Below are 16,468 nucleotides of genomic sequence, written 5' to 3'. Positions count from 1 at the left end.
TTTGTTCTTATATGATAGATAGTGAAAGCGTTATCAAAAACAGAGCGACGATGGGAAAGGCGGTTAAATATGTTCCAGCGTGTTCAAACAAAGGAAGAACATTTTGGGTTCGAGCAACTATGGGGAGATTTTTGTGAAGAAAGAAACTTAATGTTCGTAGAACGTAATTTAAATCCATCACGATTTTTATTAATAGAAGATGAACATCCTATTGGTACAGTAGAATGTATTAAGTATACGGTACCTGAACAATCAAATTCTGAGTTTTTCTATCCGTTTTCTAAAAATGATTTAGTAAAAGATTTGAAGAATGTGTATGAAATAGGCAAGTTAAGTATTTCGAAAACGTCTCGTGGGAGAGGACATTTCAAAAGGCTAACAGCTATTTTATTTATACATGCGTTAGAAACAAAAGCTGAATGGTACATTGCAGCAGTAACAAAAAGAATGTATATGTATTTACTTACACTCGGTTTTCCAATTGAACCGATAGATAATCCATTTCAGTTTCATGATACTTTACAAGGTGTACCAGTAAGAATTCATGCTCGAAAAGGGGTTACGCATTTGTATTCTTTAAAAGAATTTCGCGATGTGATTCAAGGGAATGCTCATGCACAGGCATTAATTGCAGAATACAGTAAAAATATTATGTTAACGAAATAAAACGAAGTGAATATGTATAATAAAGAGAATAATATTTTTATAAGATATAACTCTTCATAAAAAAAGACCCTTATTATTTTAATAAGGGTCTAAAAATTATAATCCAAATATACTAAAAATCATTTTGCGGCGCTTCGGTTTCTTTTCTCGTTCGTATGTTGGTTTTGAATCAGGAGTAATATAAATGGGTTCTTCTTTCGTTAGGGCAGCTTCTAACTTTTGAATTCGTTCTAACATTTCCTCCATTTCACGACGGTGTTGTAAAAGTTGGTACGTGACGACATCATTTGCCTTATCTTGCATTTGTTCTTCCATTCGATCGAGTCTTCTCGTAATAGTGTTTAATTGATCAGCTAATTGTTCAAAATCATTCGATGATATGTTTTGAACAATTGTATTGACTTGAGTTTTTAATTCTTCAACCTCATTTGAGGAAGTCTTTTGAGTAGGTTGAGGATTTTGAGACTGCTCTATTTGAAATAGATGGTGTTCTAACATTTGATCGACATCATCTTGTGTAAAAATAAAGTGGCCATATTTGTTTTTTTCTATCGTAAGATTTAATTGTTGCGCGATCCGGACAACAGCCTTTGGGCTAACACCTAATTTTTTTGCGATAAATGGTGTTTTATATTCCAAAATAATCCCTCCTATATATATCCTGTTGAATGATTTCGAGCTATGAAGTAAGTTCCCTTCTAGTGCGACAAAAGAAGTGTGGAATCGGCAAAGAAAGTGTTTTTTCACGAAATTGAGTTGAGAAGAATAGTTAGTTTAAATAAAAATGTTTTATCGTAACATTTAGAATAATTTGACGAGTGTAAATGAATTAGATTATCATAATGATAAATATCTTTTTTATGTATGCATATAATATATAAAAAGGTGGTTGCTAATGTAGAATTTTGTTAGAGTATTAGAATGCTTACTTCACTTGAATAAAATTAAGTAGGAGGTGGCTTCCTTGCTTACAATGTAAGTAAGGAAAAGTATTTGGACATATATAGTATAAGTATAGTGATTGTTTTAATTGCCTTAACGGCATTTTTCGTTGCAGCAGAATTTGCAATTGTTAAAGTGAGAAGTTCACGAATTGACTATTTAATTGCAGAAGGAAATAATCGTGCAACATCGGTCAAAACAGTCATTACAAACTTAGACGAATATTTATCTGCTTGTCAGTTAGGAATTACTGTTACAGCTTTAGGAATTGGGTGGTTTGGTAAACCTGCGTTAAAGCAAATGTTTGATACGCTTTTTGCAAATTGGAATATCTCTACTCAACTAGCAGACATTTTTGCTGTAACTTTAGTATTTTTGTTAATTACTTTTTTACATGTTGTAATAGGGGAATTGGCCCCAAAAACATTTGCAATTCAAAAATCTGAACAAGTGAGTTTGCTTGTTTCTAAGCCGTTAATTTTCTTTTATCGTATTGCATTCCCATTCATTTGGCTATTAAATGGTTCAGCTCGAATCATTACGAAGCTGCTAGGGCTGAAACCGCCGAAGGGGCATGATGAGGTTCATTCAGAAGAAGAATTACGGTTGTTAGTTTCAGAAAGTTATAAAAATGGTGAGATTAATCAATCTGAATATAAATATGTAAATAAAATTTTTGAATTTGATGATCGGATTGCAAAAGAAATAATGGTACCTCGAACTGAAATGAATATTATAAGTAAAGAAATGCCTGCTGAAGAAGCTTTGCAAAAAATGTCTCGCGAAAAATATACAAGGTATCCAGTTGTTGATGGCGACAAAGACCACGTAATAGGTTTTGTGAATTTTAAAGATATTTTTACTGAGTTTGTACAACATAAAGCTGTTAATAAGAAGACAGTAGAGCAATATATGAGACCAATTATTTTAGTTATCGATTCTATTCCAATTCATGATTTGTTTTTAAAAATGCAAAAAGAAAGAACACATATTGCTATATTGATAGATGAATATGGTGGGACATCTGGACTTGTTACTGTTGAAGATATTTTGGAAGAAATTGTTGGAGATATTCAGGATGAGTTTGATACGGATGAGCAACCAGAAATTCAACAAGTTAGTGAAACGAAGACGATACTAGAGGGAAAAGTACTTGTTAGTGAAGTGAATACGTTATTTGGTTTAGGGATTGATGATGATGGTGTTGATACAATCGGTGGTTGGATTTTAACGAAGAATATAGAGATTGCTGAAGAGGATTCCATTGAAATTGAAAATTATAAGTTTTGTGTGAAAGAATTAGATGGACATTATATAAAAAGATTAGAAGTTACAAAGATAGTAGAATCGATTGTTATTTTAGAAGATGAAAAACAAATTCCGTTACAAGAGCAAATTAGCTCGTAAACTCTGCTATATAGCAGAGTTTTTTTGAGCATAATGTTTTTTGAGGGATAGGGGCTATGATACAATGACATAAGTTGAACCTTTCACTAGGTGAAGTATTGTTGTATACATATATTTGGAAGGAGAAGAAGTATGAAAAAGCATTTATATATAAACGGAAATTGGAAATCTGTAAACACGTATAAACCATTATACGCACCATATTCTGAAGAAACATTAGCGGAAATTGCACAAGGAACGGAAGAAGATGTAAAAGAGGCTGTTACTGCTGCAAAAAATGCAATGATAAAAATGAATAAATTATCTGCATATGATCGTGCGACTATTTTAGAGAAAGTTGCACAAAAAATGGATGAAAGAAGAGAAGAATTTGCAGAGATTATTGCAAAAGAAGCTGCAAAACCAATACGTGCTGCAAGGGGAGAAGTAGATCGTACTGTTCAAACGTACAAATTTGCAGCTGAAGAAGCGAAGCGTATATATGGTGAGACATTGCCATTAGACGCCGCACCTGGTGCGGATGGGCGTATTGCATATACAATCCGAAAGCCGATTGGGGTTATAGGGGCTATTACACCATTTAATTTCCCGTTAAATTTAGTAGCGCATAAAGTTGGACCAGCAATTGCTGCTGGAAATACAGTTGTATTAAAGCCAGCTGATCAAACGCCATTATCATCTTATGCATTAGTTGAGTTATTTGAAGAGGCAGGATTGCCAAATGGAGCTTTAAATATCATTTCTGGCCCTGGTGCCACGGTTGGTGAGGCAATCGTCAAAAATGGTTACGTTGCTTCTATTACTTTTACCGGAAGTCCAAAAGTTGGAATCGGAATAAAACAAAAGGCTGGGCTAAAACGAGTTACGTTAGAACTAGGCTCAAATGCTGCTGTTATTATTGATGAAGATGTAGAGTTAACAGATGAAATAATTGAACGTGTAAAATGGGGAGCATTTGTTAATAATGGGCAAGTTTGTATTTCCGTACAACGTGTTTTTGTACATGAAACGAAAATGCATGAATTTCTCTCGAAGCTAAAGAAAGCGATGGAATCAGTTGTTGTTGGTGATCCACTGCTTGAGGAAACGGATGTATCAGCTTTAATTTCAAAAAAAGATGTAGAGCGAATTGATATGTGGGTTCAAGAAGCAATCAAGGAAGGAGCAACTGTTTTATGCGGTGGTAAGAAGCGGGATGCAAGAATTTTTGAACCGACTGTATTAACAAATGTTCCAGATCATGTATCTGTGCAGTGCCAAGAAGTATTCGGTCCACTCATGACAGTAAATACATTTAAAGAATTTGATGAAGCGATTGAGCAAGTAAATAATTCGCGTTACGGCTTACAGGCAGGAGTATTTACAAATAATTTATTTAAAGCAATGCGTGCAATTGATGAGCTAGAGGTTGGTGGTGTCATGATTAATGATATTCCAACGTTCAGAGTAGATCATATGCCTTATGGTGGTGTGAAAGAAAGTGGCACGGGGCGCGAAGGAATTAAATATGCAATAGAAGAAATGACAGAAATGAAATTAGTATGTATTAAAAAATAAAATAGAAAACTTAAAATTTGTGCTAAAAAACGAGTAGGGAATGTTTACGATTCCATACTCGTTTTTTTACGCTTTTAGTAACTATTTAATTAAGTGTAACTTTTACTTCATTTCTTGTTTGAAAATAGTATCTTCTACATAAATTTGTTCTTTATCTACAGCAGTAGCATGAGTTAATACTAAACCGATTGGTGTTTCTGTATCTTTATTTTGAACAATTGTAAAAGGAACATTTTTTTCGTTTGCTAATTTAATGTATTTTGATAAATGTGGGTAAGCAATGCTACCATTTAGGAGGAGTTGTAATGATTGAGAAGAGCGCATGCTACCTGCCACTTCAGAGTATACATTACTTTGCATTACTTGACCGATCGTTAAAGCGATTTCTACACGCTCACGTAATGTAGTTAAATACATATTACGTTCTTCTGGTTTGTTTTGCTTTTGGCCGTAAATGCCTTCTTGGAGATAATCTTCCACATTTTTATTTACCATATTTTTCACACCTTTCATTTTCTATTGTACGCAAGAATTAAAAATGATGCAAAAAAAAGTCGTTTTGACTACGGAAATAATGAAAATATGTGAAGGAAAAAGGGAATTTGCATACAATTAGTTAAATAAGAAAGAAAAAATAATTTTATCAACAGAAATTAACAAAATGTGACAAAAATCTATTAACGAATCGTATTTTTTGTGTTAATATTCAAAATATAAAGGGTATTCGTCGTATGGAAATGGAGGGAATGGAGGTTTTTCCAATCGATAAGGATATTAAAGAAATATTTTGTTCACACTTGAAAAACAATAGGCACCAATTCGTAGAGAACTGGAAAAACAAAATGATAATTTCCGAAAAAGATCCATTTAAACTAGAAGTAGTTCAAAATGGAGAGGATTTACTAGAGTTAATTATCGAACTTACTATGGAAGATAAAGATATAAATTATCTTCAACCGTTATGCGAGAAAATTGCTATTGAACGTGCTGGAGCAGATGCGAATATTGGAGATTTTGTTTATAACGCAAACGTGGGAAGAAATGAACTTTTCGAAGCGATGTGTGAATTAGATGTTAGCGCTCGTGAATTGAAACCAATTATGGCAAAAATACATACTTGTTTTGACAAATTAATTTATTATACTGTTTTAAAATACTCGGAAATTATATCGAAGAATTTAGAGGAAAAACAGCAATATATTAACGAAACACATAAAGAAAGACTGACGATTTTAGGACAAATGTCAGCTAGTTTTGTACATGAATTTCGTAATCCGCTTACTTCCATTATGGGGTTTGTCAAATTATTAAAGGCAGATCATCCGAGTTTATCGTATTTAGATATTATTTCGCATGAATTAGATCAATTAAATTTTCGTATTTCGCAATTTTTACTCGTATCGAAAAAAGAAATGTGGAATGAATCGGAACGGTTTTGGCTTAATGACTTGTTTCAAGACATTATACAATTCTTATATCCGAGTTTGGTCAATGCGAATGTTTTGATTGAAAAGAATTTACCGTATCCAATTCCGCTTGTTGGTTATCGAAGTGAAGTGAGACAAGTATTTTTAAACATATTAATGAATTCAATTGATGCTCTTGAATCAATGAAAGAAGAACGAAAAATTATCATTGATGTATTTGAAGAAGATCAAGCTATTCGAATTGTGATAAAAAATAATGGACCAATGATTCCAGCTGAAAATGTAGAAACGATTTTTGAACCATTTGTAACTACTAAAAAGTTAGGAACTGGTATTGGATTATTTGTATGTAAACAAATTGTGGAAAAACATAATGGATCCATTATGTGTCGATCAGATAACGATTGGACAGAATTTCAAATTGCATTTCAAAAATAAACAGTCTACACCAAATGAATGGTGTAGACTGTTTTAATTTGTAAGTATAACGGCTTCTAATTTAGGATCTTTAGTTGAATAACCTACTATTGAAATTGTATAAATAACATTTGGTTCAACATTGAATTTCGGTATAGTCAATAAAACGTTTTTATTATCTGCGAGTGAAATTTCAATATCTGCTGTACCAGGGCTAACTTGTAAAAAATCTGTTATTTGTTTAAAGAGTACATTTTCAAATAAATGATCTCCATCTTTTAAATCTACATTTACAACAGGGGTATCTGGAGAGAAATGTGCAAAGCGTATTTTAGCTTGACCAGCTGGTAAATGTGTATTATCAAGTATAGGTTGTAATTGTAGGTGATTATCACTATTTATTGCAGCAAGAGTATAAGTATGATTTCCCATTATTGGTACCAACGCTGAAAAGATTGGAGTTTCATTTCCGACAGGAACAATATCTATACGGTATTTACCTTGCACTAATGATAAATAAGGGCTGAATTGCTTAAATGAAATATTTTTAATAACTTTTTGTCCGTTTACTAAAATGTCAACCGCTGGTATATTTGGATCGGCATGAAAAATTCTTATATGTGACGGTAAAGCAGCTTCTTGTGAGTCTCTTGTTTCATACGCCTGTACAAGTTTTGATAGTGCATCGTAATATTTCATATATAATTCTATATATTTTTTAGGGTTACGAAACTGATAATAACGTGCGAGCTGTTCGTATTGTGTAACTTCTTGTCCATATTTTTCGATTTCAGATTGAGACATGAACATTCCTCCTTTGTCATCATTAAAACTATATGCGAAGCAAGAAAGCGGTTATGCAAAAAAAATGATTTTATAAAGGGAAAATTAAAAATTGACAACAAATATGTTTTCATAAAGAGGTGCTGGTGCTTACGAGAATTTCACAGAGTAAAGCAGTACATATGACTGTACGAAAGTAAAATAAATGCCAATTTGAAAGTGCATTTCAATTAACATATTGAATACATGTCCAAAAATCGCTAGAAAACTAGGGATTTTTTTAATTATAGGCAAATACACATACAAAGTGATAATTGTCCTACATAAATTATAAAGGAAAGATACTTTGAATCTGAGGAAAGGAGTGCCACTTCGGGATAGGGATATCCCGATAGTAATTGTGAATGAAGTTATGAAAAGGTTTTGTGTTATAGGCTGTAGGATGAATTTGTAAACTTCATTTTTCTATTTATTTTAGCAATTGACAGTATTAACCCATAAGAGAGCGTCATGACGAACTGATTAGTGTGGTTAATCGGTTCTTTTTTTATAGTTTAAAACTGAAAAGTTTACATAATGAATAGAAATCTGAATTGATTAGTAAGGTGGGTGTCGAAATTTGTTTTAAAATATGCAATTTAAAGTAGGATAATAGGAAGGAGTTTAACGGGAGTTCCGTCGAAGTGTACACAATGTCGGCATTTAAGGGCAGCTGGCATTATGCTATAAAAACATTTGGTGATGTAGTCATTTCATATAAAAGGGAGGGTTATTTGGGCGTATAGAAAAGGGTTGGTCTTCGCTTTGAGTTCTGAATTTTCTGTTTTATAAATATTTTTAAGCACTCATTTGTATATTTTATAATAGTTTTTTGATAAATTCACTGCTTTTGCAGAGGATTCTTTTTTATGAAAGAAACGTCAATTTTCTTCATATATATATACAAATTGGAGAAATGGGGGAGCGCTATGCGCGATTACTTAATTAAACCACTTGTTGGTCAGCCGTATCCAATGATTTCACATGGAAAAGGTGTTTATTTGTATGATCAAAATGGTAATAAATATTTTGATGGTTCGTCAGGAGCAATTACGGCAGGTATTGGGCATGGCGTAAAGGAGATTGCAGACGTTATTAAAAAGCAAGCTGAGGAGATTGCTTTTGTTTATAGATCACAGTTTACGAGTGAACCGGCTGAAAAATTAGCAAAGAAGTTAAGTGATTTAAGTGTAGGAGATTTGAACTGGAGTTTCTTTGTAAATAGTGGTACGGAAGCAAATGAAACAGCTATGAAAATTGCAATTCAGCATTTTCAAGAGCGAGGTATTCAAGGGAAACATAAAATATTATCAAGATGGATGAGTTATCACGGTATTACGATGGGTGCGTTATCGATGTCTGGTCACCCACTACGTAGACAACGTTTCGTATCTATTTTGGAAGATTATCCGACTATACCAGCTCCATATTGTTTCAGATGCCCTGTTCAAAAGGTATATCCAACTTGTCAGCTGGCATGTGCGACTGAACTAGAAAGATCAATTGAAAGAATTGGTGCAGAGCATATTGCTGCTTTTATTGCTGAGCCGATTATCGGAGCAGCTGGAGGCGCGGTTGTTCCGCCGAAAGACTATTATAAAGTCATTAAAGATATTTGCGACCATTACGATATTTTATTTATTGCGGATGAAGTGATGACTGGGCTTGGTCGTACTGGAGCATGGTTTGCAATGGAGCATTGGGGTGTAGAACCGGATATCATGACACTTGGTAAAGGGTTAGGAGCGGGATATACACCGATGGCAGCGACAGTTGTAAGTGATCGTGTTATGGAACCAATATTACGTGGGTCACGTTCAGTAATGAGCGGTCATACGTTAAGTGCCAATCCATTGTCTGCAGCAACGGCTTTAGCTGTTATTGAATATATGGAGAAACATAATCTCCCTGAAAAAACAGCAGAAAAGGGAGAGTATTTAATAAAAGGCTTACAGAAAGTTCAGCAACAATCGACAATCATTGCTGATGTGCGCGGAAAAGGGTTGCTAATCGGAGTAGAATTGCAACCGTTTACAAAAGCGTCGGAGCTTATTTCAGTTGCAGCTAAAAATGGCCTACTTTTATACCAAGCAGTTTCAGGGCAAGCAGGAAAAGAAGATAGTGCACTGCTTGTAGCACCGCCAATGACAACTACATATTCCGAGTTAGATGAATTACTTTCAATTTTCTCTAAAAGTGTGGAAGAGATGATGCAAAAAGGAGGGCATAGTATCGCATGACAACTATTACAAATACATTCGGTAAATTAAAAGAAATTGAGGAAGTAATTTCTTTGTTCCATGATGATATGACATTAATGTTTGGGGGATTTGGAGGGATTGGATCCCCTCCATCTTTAATACAGGCAATTTTAGAAAAAGGCGTTACAAATTTAAATTTGATTGGAAATGACACTGGATTCCCTGATGTAGGTATCGGTCGTCTTGTTACAAATGAAAGAGTTAAATCACTAATTACTTCTCATATTGGCTCCAACCCAAATGCAGGAAGGCAACTAAACGAGGGAAGATTACAAATTGAGTTTTCTCCGCAGGGAACATTAGCAGAGCGCATTCGCGCTGGTGGCGTTGGTCTTGGTGGTGTTTTAGTTGATGTTGGTGTTGATACGATTGTGGAAGAGGGAAAACGAACAGTTGAAATGAATGGTAAGACCTACTTAGTTGAAACAGCATTAACTGCTGAAGTTTCAATTGTATATGCGAAAAAGGCAGATCCGTTTGGTAACCTTGTATTTGACAAAAGTGCACGAAATATGAATCCTCACGTAGCGATGGCTGGGGATATAACAATTGTAGAAGCAGAAGAAATAGTCCCGCTTGGAAGTTTAGATCCAGAGGAAATTGTCGTTCCAGGTGTTTTCGTAAATTATATTGTACCGTCGGAAGGAGTGAACTGGAAATGGGTATGGGCGTAGAAGTGAGGGATAAGATTGCTAGGCGAGCGGCGAAAGAAATACAAAATGGCATGATTGTAAATTTAGGTATTGGCATACCATCGCTTGTACCAAATCATTTGCCTAACGATATAAATGTTATGTTTCATGCGGAAAATGGAATCGTCGGTATGGGACCAACGCCAAGTAAAGGGAATGAAGACGAAAATTTGTGTAACGCGGCAGGTTTACCAACTTCTCTTATAACAGGAGCGAGTTATTTCGATAGTTGTACAGCGTTTGGTATGATTCGAAAAGGTTTGCTAGACATAACGATTCTTGGTTCATTACAAGTAAGTGAAAACGGTGATTTAGCAAACTGGATTGTACCTGGAAAACGTGTTCCAGGTATTGGTGGAGCAATGGATTTAGCACAAAAAGCGAAGCGGGTCGTTGTTGTGATGAATCATGTTGATAAGTACGGAAATGCAAAAATTATTTCAGAGTGTACATTGCCATTAACTTCAAAGAAATGTGTAGATTTAATTATTACTGATATGGCGGTCATGGAGGTAACTCCGAGTGGACTTATATTACAAGAATTAATGAGCCCATACACAGTAGAAGATATAAAACGACATACAGAAGCTGATTTTCAAATTAGTTCTAACTTACTAGTAATTGAATGAAGGGAGATGTAATATATGGAGCAATTAAAAAAGCAAGTTTGTGATTATATTGAGAGCCATGAAGAGGAAAGTGTGAAATTTTTAAAACGATTAATTCAAGAAAAGAGCGTATCTGGTGATGAAAGCGGTGCGCAGGCGATTGTGATTGAAAAATTACGTGAATTAGGTTTAGACCTCGATATATGGGAGCCTTCTTTTTCTAAAATGAAAGATCATCCTTATTTTGTATCACCCCGTACAAGTTTTTCAGATAGCCCAAATATTGTAGCAACTTTAAAAGGAAGTGGCGACGGGAAATCTATGATATTAAATGGGCATATTGATGTAGTTCCAGAAGGGGATGTGAATCAGTGGGAACATCATCCTTATAGCGGTGAGAAGATAGGAAATCGTATATATGGCCGTGGAACGACGGATATGAAAGGTGGAAATGTCGCACTCATGCTTGCGATGGAAGCGATTATTGAATCTAGCATTGAATTAAAAGGAGACATCTATTTTCAAAGTGTAATAGAAGAGGAAAGTGGCGGAGCAGGGACATTAGCAACTATATTACGAGGATATAAGGCAGATGGTGTCATTATTCCAGAGCCTACTAATATGAAGTTTTTCCCGAAACAACAAGGTTCCATGTGGTTTCGTTTACGTGTAAAAGGGAAAGCTGCACACGGTGGAACGCGTTATGAAGGGGTTAGTGCAATTGAAAAAAGTATGTTTGTTATAGAACATGTAAGAAAGCTAGAGGAGAAAAGAAATAGTCGAATTACAGATCCGTTATTTAAAGGGATTCCGATTCCAATTCCAATTAACATTGGGAAAATTGAAGGAGGGAGTTGGCCAAGTTCTGTTCCAGATGAATTAATTTTAGAAGGAAGATGCGGTGTTGCGCCGAATGAGACTATAGAGGCGGCAAAAGAAGAGTTTGAGAATTGGATTGTTGAATTAAATGATGTGGACAATTGGTTTGTTGAAAATCCAGTAGAAGTAGAGTGGTTTGGAGCGAGATGGGTTCCTGGTGAATTAGAAGAGAATCATGAACTCATTACAACACTTCATCACAACTTTGTTGAAATCGAAGGGAAAGAACCAATTATTGAAGCATCTCCGTGGGGGACTGATGGAGGTTTATTTACACAAATTGCAAACGTACCAACAATAGTATTTGGTCCAGGAGAGACGAAAGTAGCACACTATCCAAACGAATATATAGAAGTTGATAAAATGATAGCTGCCGCAAAAATTATTGCATGTACATTACTAGATTGGTGTGAGGTGAAAAAATGAAATACTATGAATCTTTTAGAGAACAGACGAATTGTTATACAGTAGAAGGCGTTTTAGATTATTTTAATAAGCGTATTCGGGTAGATCACTATACAGGAAATGTTGAAAGTATTATACAGACAATTGACGAACTAGCAGAGGAACATTCTTTCACTAAATGTATTATTAAAGGAAAGGGAGAGCATGTTTCAACATGGCTCTCTTTCGGTTTTTTGTTGGAAGCAACGATACCTCATTATTTTCAAGGACACGATGCATACTTTTTTGTGAAATATAATAATGATGAAAGACGAAATAGTATGCATTGGACTGAGGAAGATACTATATTAAGCGGTGTAAAAGGAAAAGAAATAAAAGAAAAAGTAGTTCCAGAGAAATTTTTGCTGAGAAAAGCGACTGAAGAAGATGCAGAAGAATTAGCAACTGTATTCGGAAAAGTATTTGAAGTGTATCCGACACCTTTAAATGAAGCGAGTTATGTATTACAGACGATGAAAGAAGACGATACAATTTACTACGTATATGAATATGAGGGGAAAATTATTAGTACAGCATCTGCAGAAATGAATATAAAAGAAGGGAATGCAGAATTAACGAATTGTGCTACTTTACCTGAATATCGTAAACATGGATTTATGAAAAGTTTACTAATTAAATTAGAGGAAGAGCTTCGAGAAAGATCTATTTTCTGCTCCTATACAATTGCTCGATCGCTTTCTTTCGGAATGAATGCTGCCTTTCATCAATTAGGTTATACGTATACAGGAAGACTGGCGAATAATTGCTACATTTTCGATAAGTTGGAAGATATGAATATATGGGTGAAAGATCTTTCTAGCTATTCGAAAGCAGTAAAACTTCCGCCTCAAAATTCGGCTGTAAAGCAAAACAGTTAGGTGGAGCTGGGTGTTCGAAAAGCTGTACTAATTAGAGTTTCGAGTTATCTAATGAAAATATAAAATTGGTCAAAATTATAGAACGGAATCGTCATGCTTACAATCGCACATAGGTGTGCCGAAAATTCGGCATGTAATTGCTGGATTTTCGGCAAGAGGGGGGATGACATTGCTAGCAGTTTCGACACAAGAAGTCATTGAAGCGATTTTGGGCAGTATTGATGAGGCTATACACGCTGTAGATGAGAATGGAATTACAATATTTTATAATTCTGTAGCTGCAAAACACGATGGATCGAAGATTGAAAAAGTGTTAGGGAAACATCTGTTAGAAGCGTTCCCGTCTTTATCAAGGGAAACGAGTACATTGATGAAAGTACTAGATACAAAAAAACCTATCGTACATCAAGCACAGCATTATCAAAATTTAAATGGTGAAGATGTTTGTACAGTAAATACGACGTTACCTATTTTTATAGATGGGAATATTGCTGGGGCTGTTGAAATTGCAAAGGATTACTCTACAATTCAAAAACTTACTGACACAATTGTTGACTTACAGTCGAAAATAAAGCGATCATCTAGAAAAAAAGTGATTAAAAAGCATGCTGCATTTGAGACGATAGTGACAAATGATACGCGGTTTAAACAGACGAAAGAGTTAGCACAAAAAGTAGCACCAACAGACGCAAATGTTTTAATATATGGTGAAACAGGAACAGGAAAAGAACTGTTCGTGCAAGCAATTCATGAAGCTTCTAAAAGAAAAAACAAGCCATTTATCGCACAAAACTGTGCAGCTTTACCAGAGTCGCTATTAGAAAGTTTATTGTTTGGAACGACAAAAGGAAGCTATACAGGAGCGATTGAAAGAGCTGGGCTATTTGAACTTGTTGATGGTGGTACATTATTTTTAGATGAACTGAATTCAATGCCTCTTGATTTGCAGGCAAAAATGTTACGAGTGTTAGAAGATGGAGTCATTAGAAGAATTGGTGATAATAAGACGAGAAAAGTAGATGTTCGTGTTATTACCGCAATGAACCAGCCTCCAGAAATATGTTTACGAGAGAATAAAATTCGCACTGATTTATATTATCGCTTAAACGTATTTTCATTATATATCCCACCGCTTCGTGAAAGAACTGAGGATGTACTATTATTAGCATCTTATTTTTTGAAAGAATATAATAAAAGTTATAAAAAAGGTGTACTTCAAATTGATGAGGAAGCGAAAGATAGACTGCAAGCTTATCAGTGGCCTGGAAATGTCCGAGAGTTAAAACATACGATTGAACATGCTGTTATTATTGCAGAAGGGAATACATTAACAGCCAATTGTTTACCACGTACATTTCGGAAAGAGAATTTTTCGAAGAAGAAGGGTATAATGCCACTTAGAGAAGCACTTCATCAAACAGAAAAAGAATTAATAGATCAAGCGTTGATTGAAACGGAAGGGAATATATTACAAGCCGCAAAAATGTTAGGTATCCCTCGTCAAACGCTTCAATATAAACTGAGCAAGTACGACAAAACCGCCGAATAATCGGCGGTTTTTGTGTGTTTGCACGAATAAAAGAGCGTTTACATATATAAAAAGTAATGAATATGATGTTAAGTATTGATTTCATACAACGCTTAAAAATATTTTTTCGCTTATGTAATAGGGTTCTCCGCACATTTACTTATCAACAATGTAAAGTTGGCATAACTATTGCTTATATAAAGGATGAGCGTATAAAAAGGGGGAATAGCAATGTTACATGATGTATACAAACCAAATCGTCACTGGAAGGATATCGAATTATGGAAAGATGTTACTGAAGAGCAATGGAATGATTGGGTTTGGCAATTAACGAATACGATCAAAACGTTAGATGACTTAAGAAAAGTAATTAACTTAACACCTGAAGAAGAAGAGGGCGTTAAAATTTCAACGAAAACGATCCCGTTAAACATTACACCGTACTATGCTTGGCTAATGAATCCTGATGATCCACGCTGTCCGATTCGGATGCAATCAGTACCGATTTCGGAAGAGTTATATAAAACAAAATATGATTTAGAAGATCCGCTTCACGAAGATGAAGATTCACCAGTTCCAGGGCTAACACATCGTTATCCGGACCGTGTACTATTCTTAGTAACAAATCAATGTTCTATGTATTGTCGTTACTGTACACGCCGTCGTTTTAGTGGACAAATTGGAATGGGTGTACCGAAGAAACAATTAGATGATGCGATTGCTTATATTAGTGAAACACCACAAGTACGAGATGTATTAATCTCCGGTGGTGATGGACTTCTAATTAACGATAAAATTTTAGAATATGTATTAAAAAATTTACGAGAGATTCCGCATGTTGAGATTATTCGTATCGGAACGAGAGCACCAGTAGTATTCCCACAACGTATTACAGAAAATTTATGTAACATTATTAAAAAATACCATCCAGTATGGTTAAATACACATTTCAATACATCTATTGAAATTACTGAAGAATCGAAAAAGGCATGTGAAATGTTAGCGAATGCTGGTGTTCCAGTCGGAAACCAAGCAGTAATTTTAGCTGGTATTAACGACAGCGTCCCAATTATGAAAAAACTTATGCATGACTTAGTAAAAATCCGTGTACGTCCATATTACATTTATCAATGTGATTTATCTGAAGGTATCGGTCACTTCCGTGCACCAGTATCTAAAGGTCTTGAAATTATTGAAGGTTTACGTGGACACACATCTGGTTATGCTGTTCCGACATTCGTTGTTGATGCGCCAGGTGGAGGCGGTAAAATTGCACTTCAACCAAACTATTTAATCTCACAAAGTGCAGATAAAGTTGTACTTCGTAACTTTGAAGGTGTTATTACGACGTATCCAGAGCCAGAGAGCTATATTCCAGGAAGAGCGGAAGGATACTTTAAAGAGATTTATCCGAACTACGAAGAAAAACGTTCAGATGTTGGTATCGCAGGTCTTATGAGCGATAAGAAATTTAACCTCGTTCCAGACGACTTACAGCGTATGAACCGTCGTAAAGACTATGAAGATAATGATACGCATGCATCTTTAAAAGATAAACGTGATAAGCGTGATCAATTAAAAGATAAAAAATATCAAGCACAAATGGCTAAATTAGAAGAAAACGACAAAAAAACTGAGGGTGATGCAGTATGAATTGTATGTGGTGTGACAGTACAGAAGCGAAAGAAAGCTTGAATACTGTATATTGGGAATTACCAGATGGTACGAAAGCCATTGAAATCCAAAAGACACCATGTATTTCTTGTTCCTCGTGCGGGATGGACTATCAATCAGACCATACAGTAAAAGAAATTGAAGATCAATTATTTTTAATTTACACGAAAGATTTACCAAAACAACTAACGTATGAAGAATTAATGGGAAGACCACGTCTATTAAAAAGAAATTATTTCGACTTTTAACCAGCTTTTATGCTGGTT

The 16,468-nt window shown here is 34.9% G+C and carries 15 protein-coding genes; 12 read left to right on the top strand and 3 right to left on the bottom strand.

Annotation, left to right across the window (positions count from 1 at the left end; translation table 11 throughout):
* The first annotated feature begins 69 nt into the window (after positions 1-69).
* Positions 70-666: a hypothetical protein gene (locus tag MRP26_RS00410; RefSeq protein ID WP_000487795.1), complete on the top strand. Its 597-nt coding sequence runs from the start codon at positions 70-72 to the stop codon at positions 664-666.
* Positions 667-762: 96 nt separating this feature from the next.
* Here MRP26_RS00410 and racA read toward each other — a convergent pair whose 3' ends face one another.
* Positions 763-1,305 carry a chromosome-anchoring protein RacA gene (gene racA, locus MRP26_RS00405; RefSeq protein ID WP_000456013.1) on the bottom strand — a complete coding sequence of 181 codons (543 nt, stop codon included), beginning with the start codon at positions 1,303-1,305 and terminating at the stop codon, positions 763-765.
* Positions 1,306-1,659: 354 nt separating this feature from the next.
* Between racA and MRP26_RS00400 the strand changes: the two genes are divergently transcribed.
* Together MRP26_RS00400 and MRP26_RS00395 are read left to right on the top strand one after the other, a co-directional pair.
* On the top strand, positions 1,660-3,015 hold the full coding sequence (locus MRP26_RS00400) for a hemolysin family protein (protein WP_069355536.1): 1,356 nt from the start codon (positions 1,660-1,662) through the stop codon (positions 3,013-3,015).
* A 132-nt stretch (positions 3,016-3,147) separates the two neighbouring features.
* Positions 3,148-4,572, top strand: a complete 1,425-nt coding sequence (locus tag MRP26_RS00395) for an aldehyde dehydrogenase family protein (RefSeq protein WP_069355537.1) — start codon at positions 3,148-3,150, stop codon at positions 4,570-4,572.
* 102 nt (positions 4,573-4,674) lie between these two features.
* Here the strand turns inward: MRP26_RS00395 and MRP26_RS00390 are convergent, their stop codons facing one another.
* Complete coding sequence (locus tag MRP26_RS00390; protein ID WP_000247562.1) at positions 4,675-5,067, bottom strand: YueI family protein; 393 nt, start codon at positions 5,065-5,067, stop codon at positions 4,675-4,677.
* A 236-nt stretch (positions 5,068-5,303) separates the two neighbouring features.
* Here MRP26_RS00390 and MRP26_RS00385 point away from each other — a divergent pair, with 236 nt between their 5' ends.
* Positions 5,304-6,437: a BA2291 family sporulation histidine kinase gene (locus MRP26_RS00385; RefSeq protein WP_000425086.1), complete on the top strand. Its 1,134-nt coding sequence runs from the start codon at positions 5,304-5,306 to the stop codon at positions 6,435-6,437.
* A gap of 33 nt (positions 6,438-6,470) precedes the next feature.
* On the opposite strand, the gene MRP26_RS00380 is transcribed toward MRP26_RS00385, so the two are convergent.
* Positions 6,471-7,220, bottom strand: a complete 750-nt coding sequence (locus MRP26_RS00380) for a DUF4397 domain-containing protein (RefSeq protein WP_000083284.1) — start codon at positions 7,218-7,220, stop codon at positions 6,471-6,473.
* A 947-nt stretch (positions 7,221-8,167) separates the two neighbouring features.
* Here MRP26_RS00380 and MRP26_RS00375 point away from each other — a divergent pair.
* The 8 genes from MRP26_RS00375 (at position 8,168) to MRP26_RS00340 (ending at position 16,450) form a co-directional block, all read left to right on the top strand.
* Positions 8,168-9,478 carry an aspartate aminotransferase family protein gene (locus MRP26_RS00375; protein WP_001205877.1) on the top strand — a complete coding sequence of 437 codons (1,311 nt, stop codon included), beginning with the start codon at positions 8,168-8,170 and terminating at the stop codon, positions 9,476-9,478.
* On the top strand, positions 9,475-10,173 hold the full coding sequence (gene atoD / locus MRP26_RS00370) for an acetate CoA-transferase subunit alpha (RefSeq protein ID WP_000208107.1): 699 nt from the start codon (positions 9,475-9,477) through the stop codon (positions 10,171-10,173). Before MRP26_RS00375 ends, atoD begins: the two co-directional genes overlap by 4 nt.
* On the top strand, positions 10,158-10,820 hold the full coding sequence (locus tag MRP26_RS00365; protein WP_053564592.1) for a CoA transferase subunit B: 663 nt from the start codon (positions 10,158-10,160) through the stop codon (positions 10,818-10,820). Before atoD ends, MRP26_RS00365 begins: the two co-directional genes overlap by 16 nt.
* Before the next feature lie 15 nt (positions 10,821-10,835).
* Entirely contained in the window at positions 10,836-12,104 is a 1,269-nt protein-coding gene (locus MRP26_RS00360) for a peptidase (protein ID WP_098679202.1), read from the top strand.
* Positions 12,101-13,000: a putative beta-lysine N-acetyltransferase gene (gene ablB / locus MRP26_RS00355; RefSeq protein ID WP_000878589.1), complete on the top strand. Its 900-nt coding sequence runs from the start codon at positions 12,101-12,103 to the stop codon at positions 12,998-13,000. The genes MRP26_RS00360 and ablB overlap by 4 nt, the downstream gene beginning before the upstream one ends.
* A 163-nt stretch (positions 13,001-13,163) precedes the next feature.
* Entirely contained in the window at positions 13,164-14,549 is a 1,386-nt protein-coding gene (gene rocR / locus MRP26_RS00350) for an arginine utilization transcriptional regulator RocR (protein WP_023521852.1), read from the top strand.
* A gap of 210 nt (positions 14,550-14,759) precedes the next feature.
* Entirely contained in the window at positions 14,760-16,181 is a 1,422-nt protein-coding gene (gene kamA / locus MRP26_RS00345; protein ID WP_000902145.1) for a lysine 2,3-aminomutase, read from the top strand.
* Complete coding sequence (locus MRP26_RS00340; RefSeq protein ID WP_000995766.1) at positions 16,178-16,450, top strand: YokU family protein; 273 nt, start codon at positions 16,178-16,180, stop codon at positions 16,448-16,450. Before kamA ends, MRP26_RS00340 begins: the two co-directional genes overlap by 4 nt.
* Positions 16,451-16,468 lie beyond the last annotated feature (18 nt).

This window comes from Bacillus sp. CCB-MMP212 (assembly GCF_022748145.1).
GTDB lineage: Bacteria > Bacillota > Bacilli > Bacillales > Bacillaceae_G > Bacillus_A > Bacillus_A cereus.
The sequence above is the reverse complement of the archived record's forward strand: the minus strand, read 5'-3'. Positions and strand labels throughout refer to the sequence as shown.

Bases quoted from the DNA above. Each gene is read 5' to 3' on its own strand.
- MRP26_RS00395 (WP_069355537.1), top strand. From the start codon at position 3,148: ATGAAAAAGCATTTATATATAAACGGAAATTGGAAATCTGTAAACACG.
- ablB (WP_000878589.1), top strand. From the start codon at position 12,101: ATGAAATACTATGAATCTTTTAGAGAACAGACGAATTGTTATACAGTA.
- kamA (WP_000902145.1), top strand. From the start codon at position 14,760: ATGTTACATGATGTATACAAACCAAATCGTCACTGGAAGGATATCGAA.
- MRP26_RS00385 (WP_000425086.1), top strand. From the start codon at position 5,304: ATGGAAATGGAGGGAATGGAGGTTTTTCCAATCGATAAGGATATTAAA.
- rocR (WP_023521852.1), top strand. From the start codon at position 13,164: ATGACATTGCTAGCAGTTTCGACACAAGAAGTCATTGAAGCGATTTTG.
- MRP26_RS00360 (WP_098679202.1), top strand. From the start codon at position 10,836: ATGGAGCAATTAAAAAAGCAAGTTTGTGATTATATTGAGAGCCATGAA.
- MRP26_RS00365 (WP_053564592.1), top strand. From the start codon at position 10,158: ATGGGTATGGGCGTAGAAGTGAGGGATAAGATTGCTAGGCGAGCGGCG.
- MRP26_RS00375 (WP_001205877.1), top strand. From the start codon at position 8,168: ATGCGCGATTACTTAATTAAACCACTTGTTGGTCAGCCGTATCCAATG.
- MRP26_RS00340 (WP_000995766.1), top strand. From the start codon at position 16,178: ATGAATTGTATGTGGTGTGACAGTACAGAAGCGAAAGAAAGCTTGAAT.
- MRP26_RS00390 (WP_000247562.1), bottom strand. From the start codon at position 5,067: ATGGTAAATAAAAATGTGGAAGATTATCTCCAAGAAGGCATTTACGGC.
- MRP26_RS00380 (WP_000083284.1), bottom strand. From the start codon at position 7,220: ATGTCTCAATCTGAAATCGAAAAATATGGACAAGAAGTTACACAATAC.
- atoD (WP_000208107.1), top strand. From the start codon at position 9,475: ATGACAACTATTACAAATACATTCGGTAAATTAAAAGAAATTGAGGAA.
- MRP26_RS00410 (WP_000487795.1), top strand. From the start codon at position 70: ATGTTCCAGCGTGTTCAAACAAAGGAAGAACATTTTGGGTTCGAGCAA.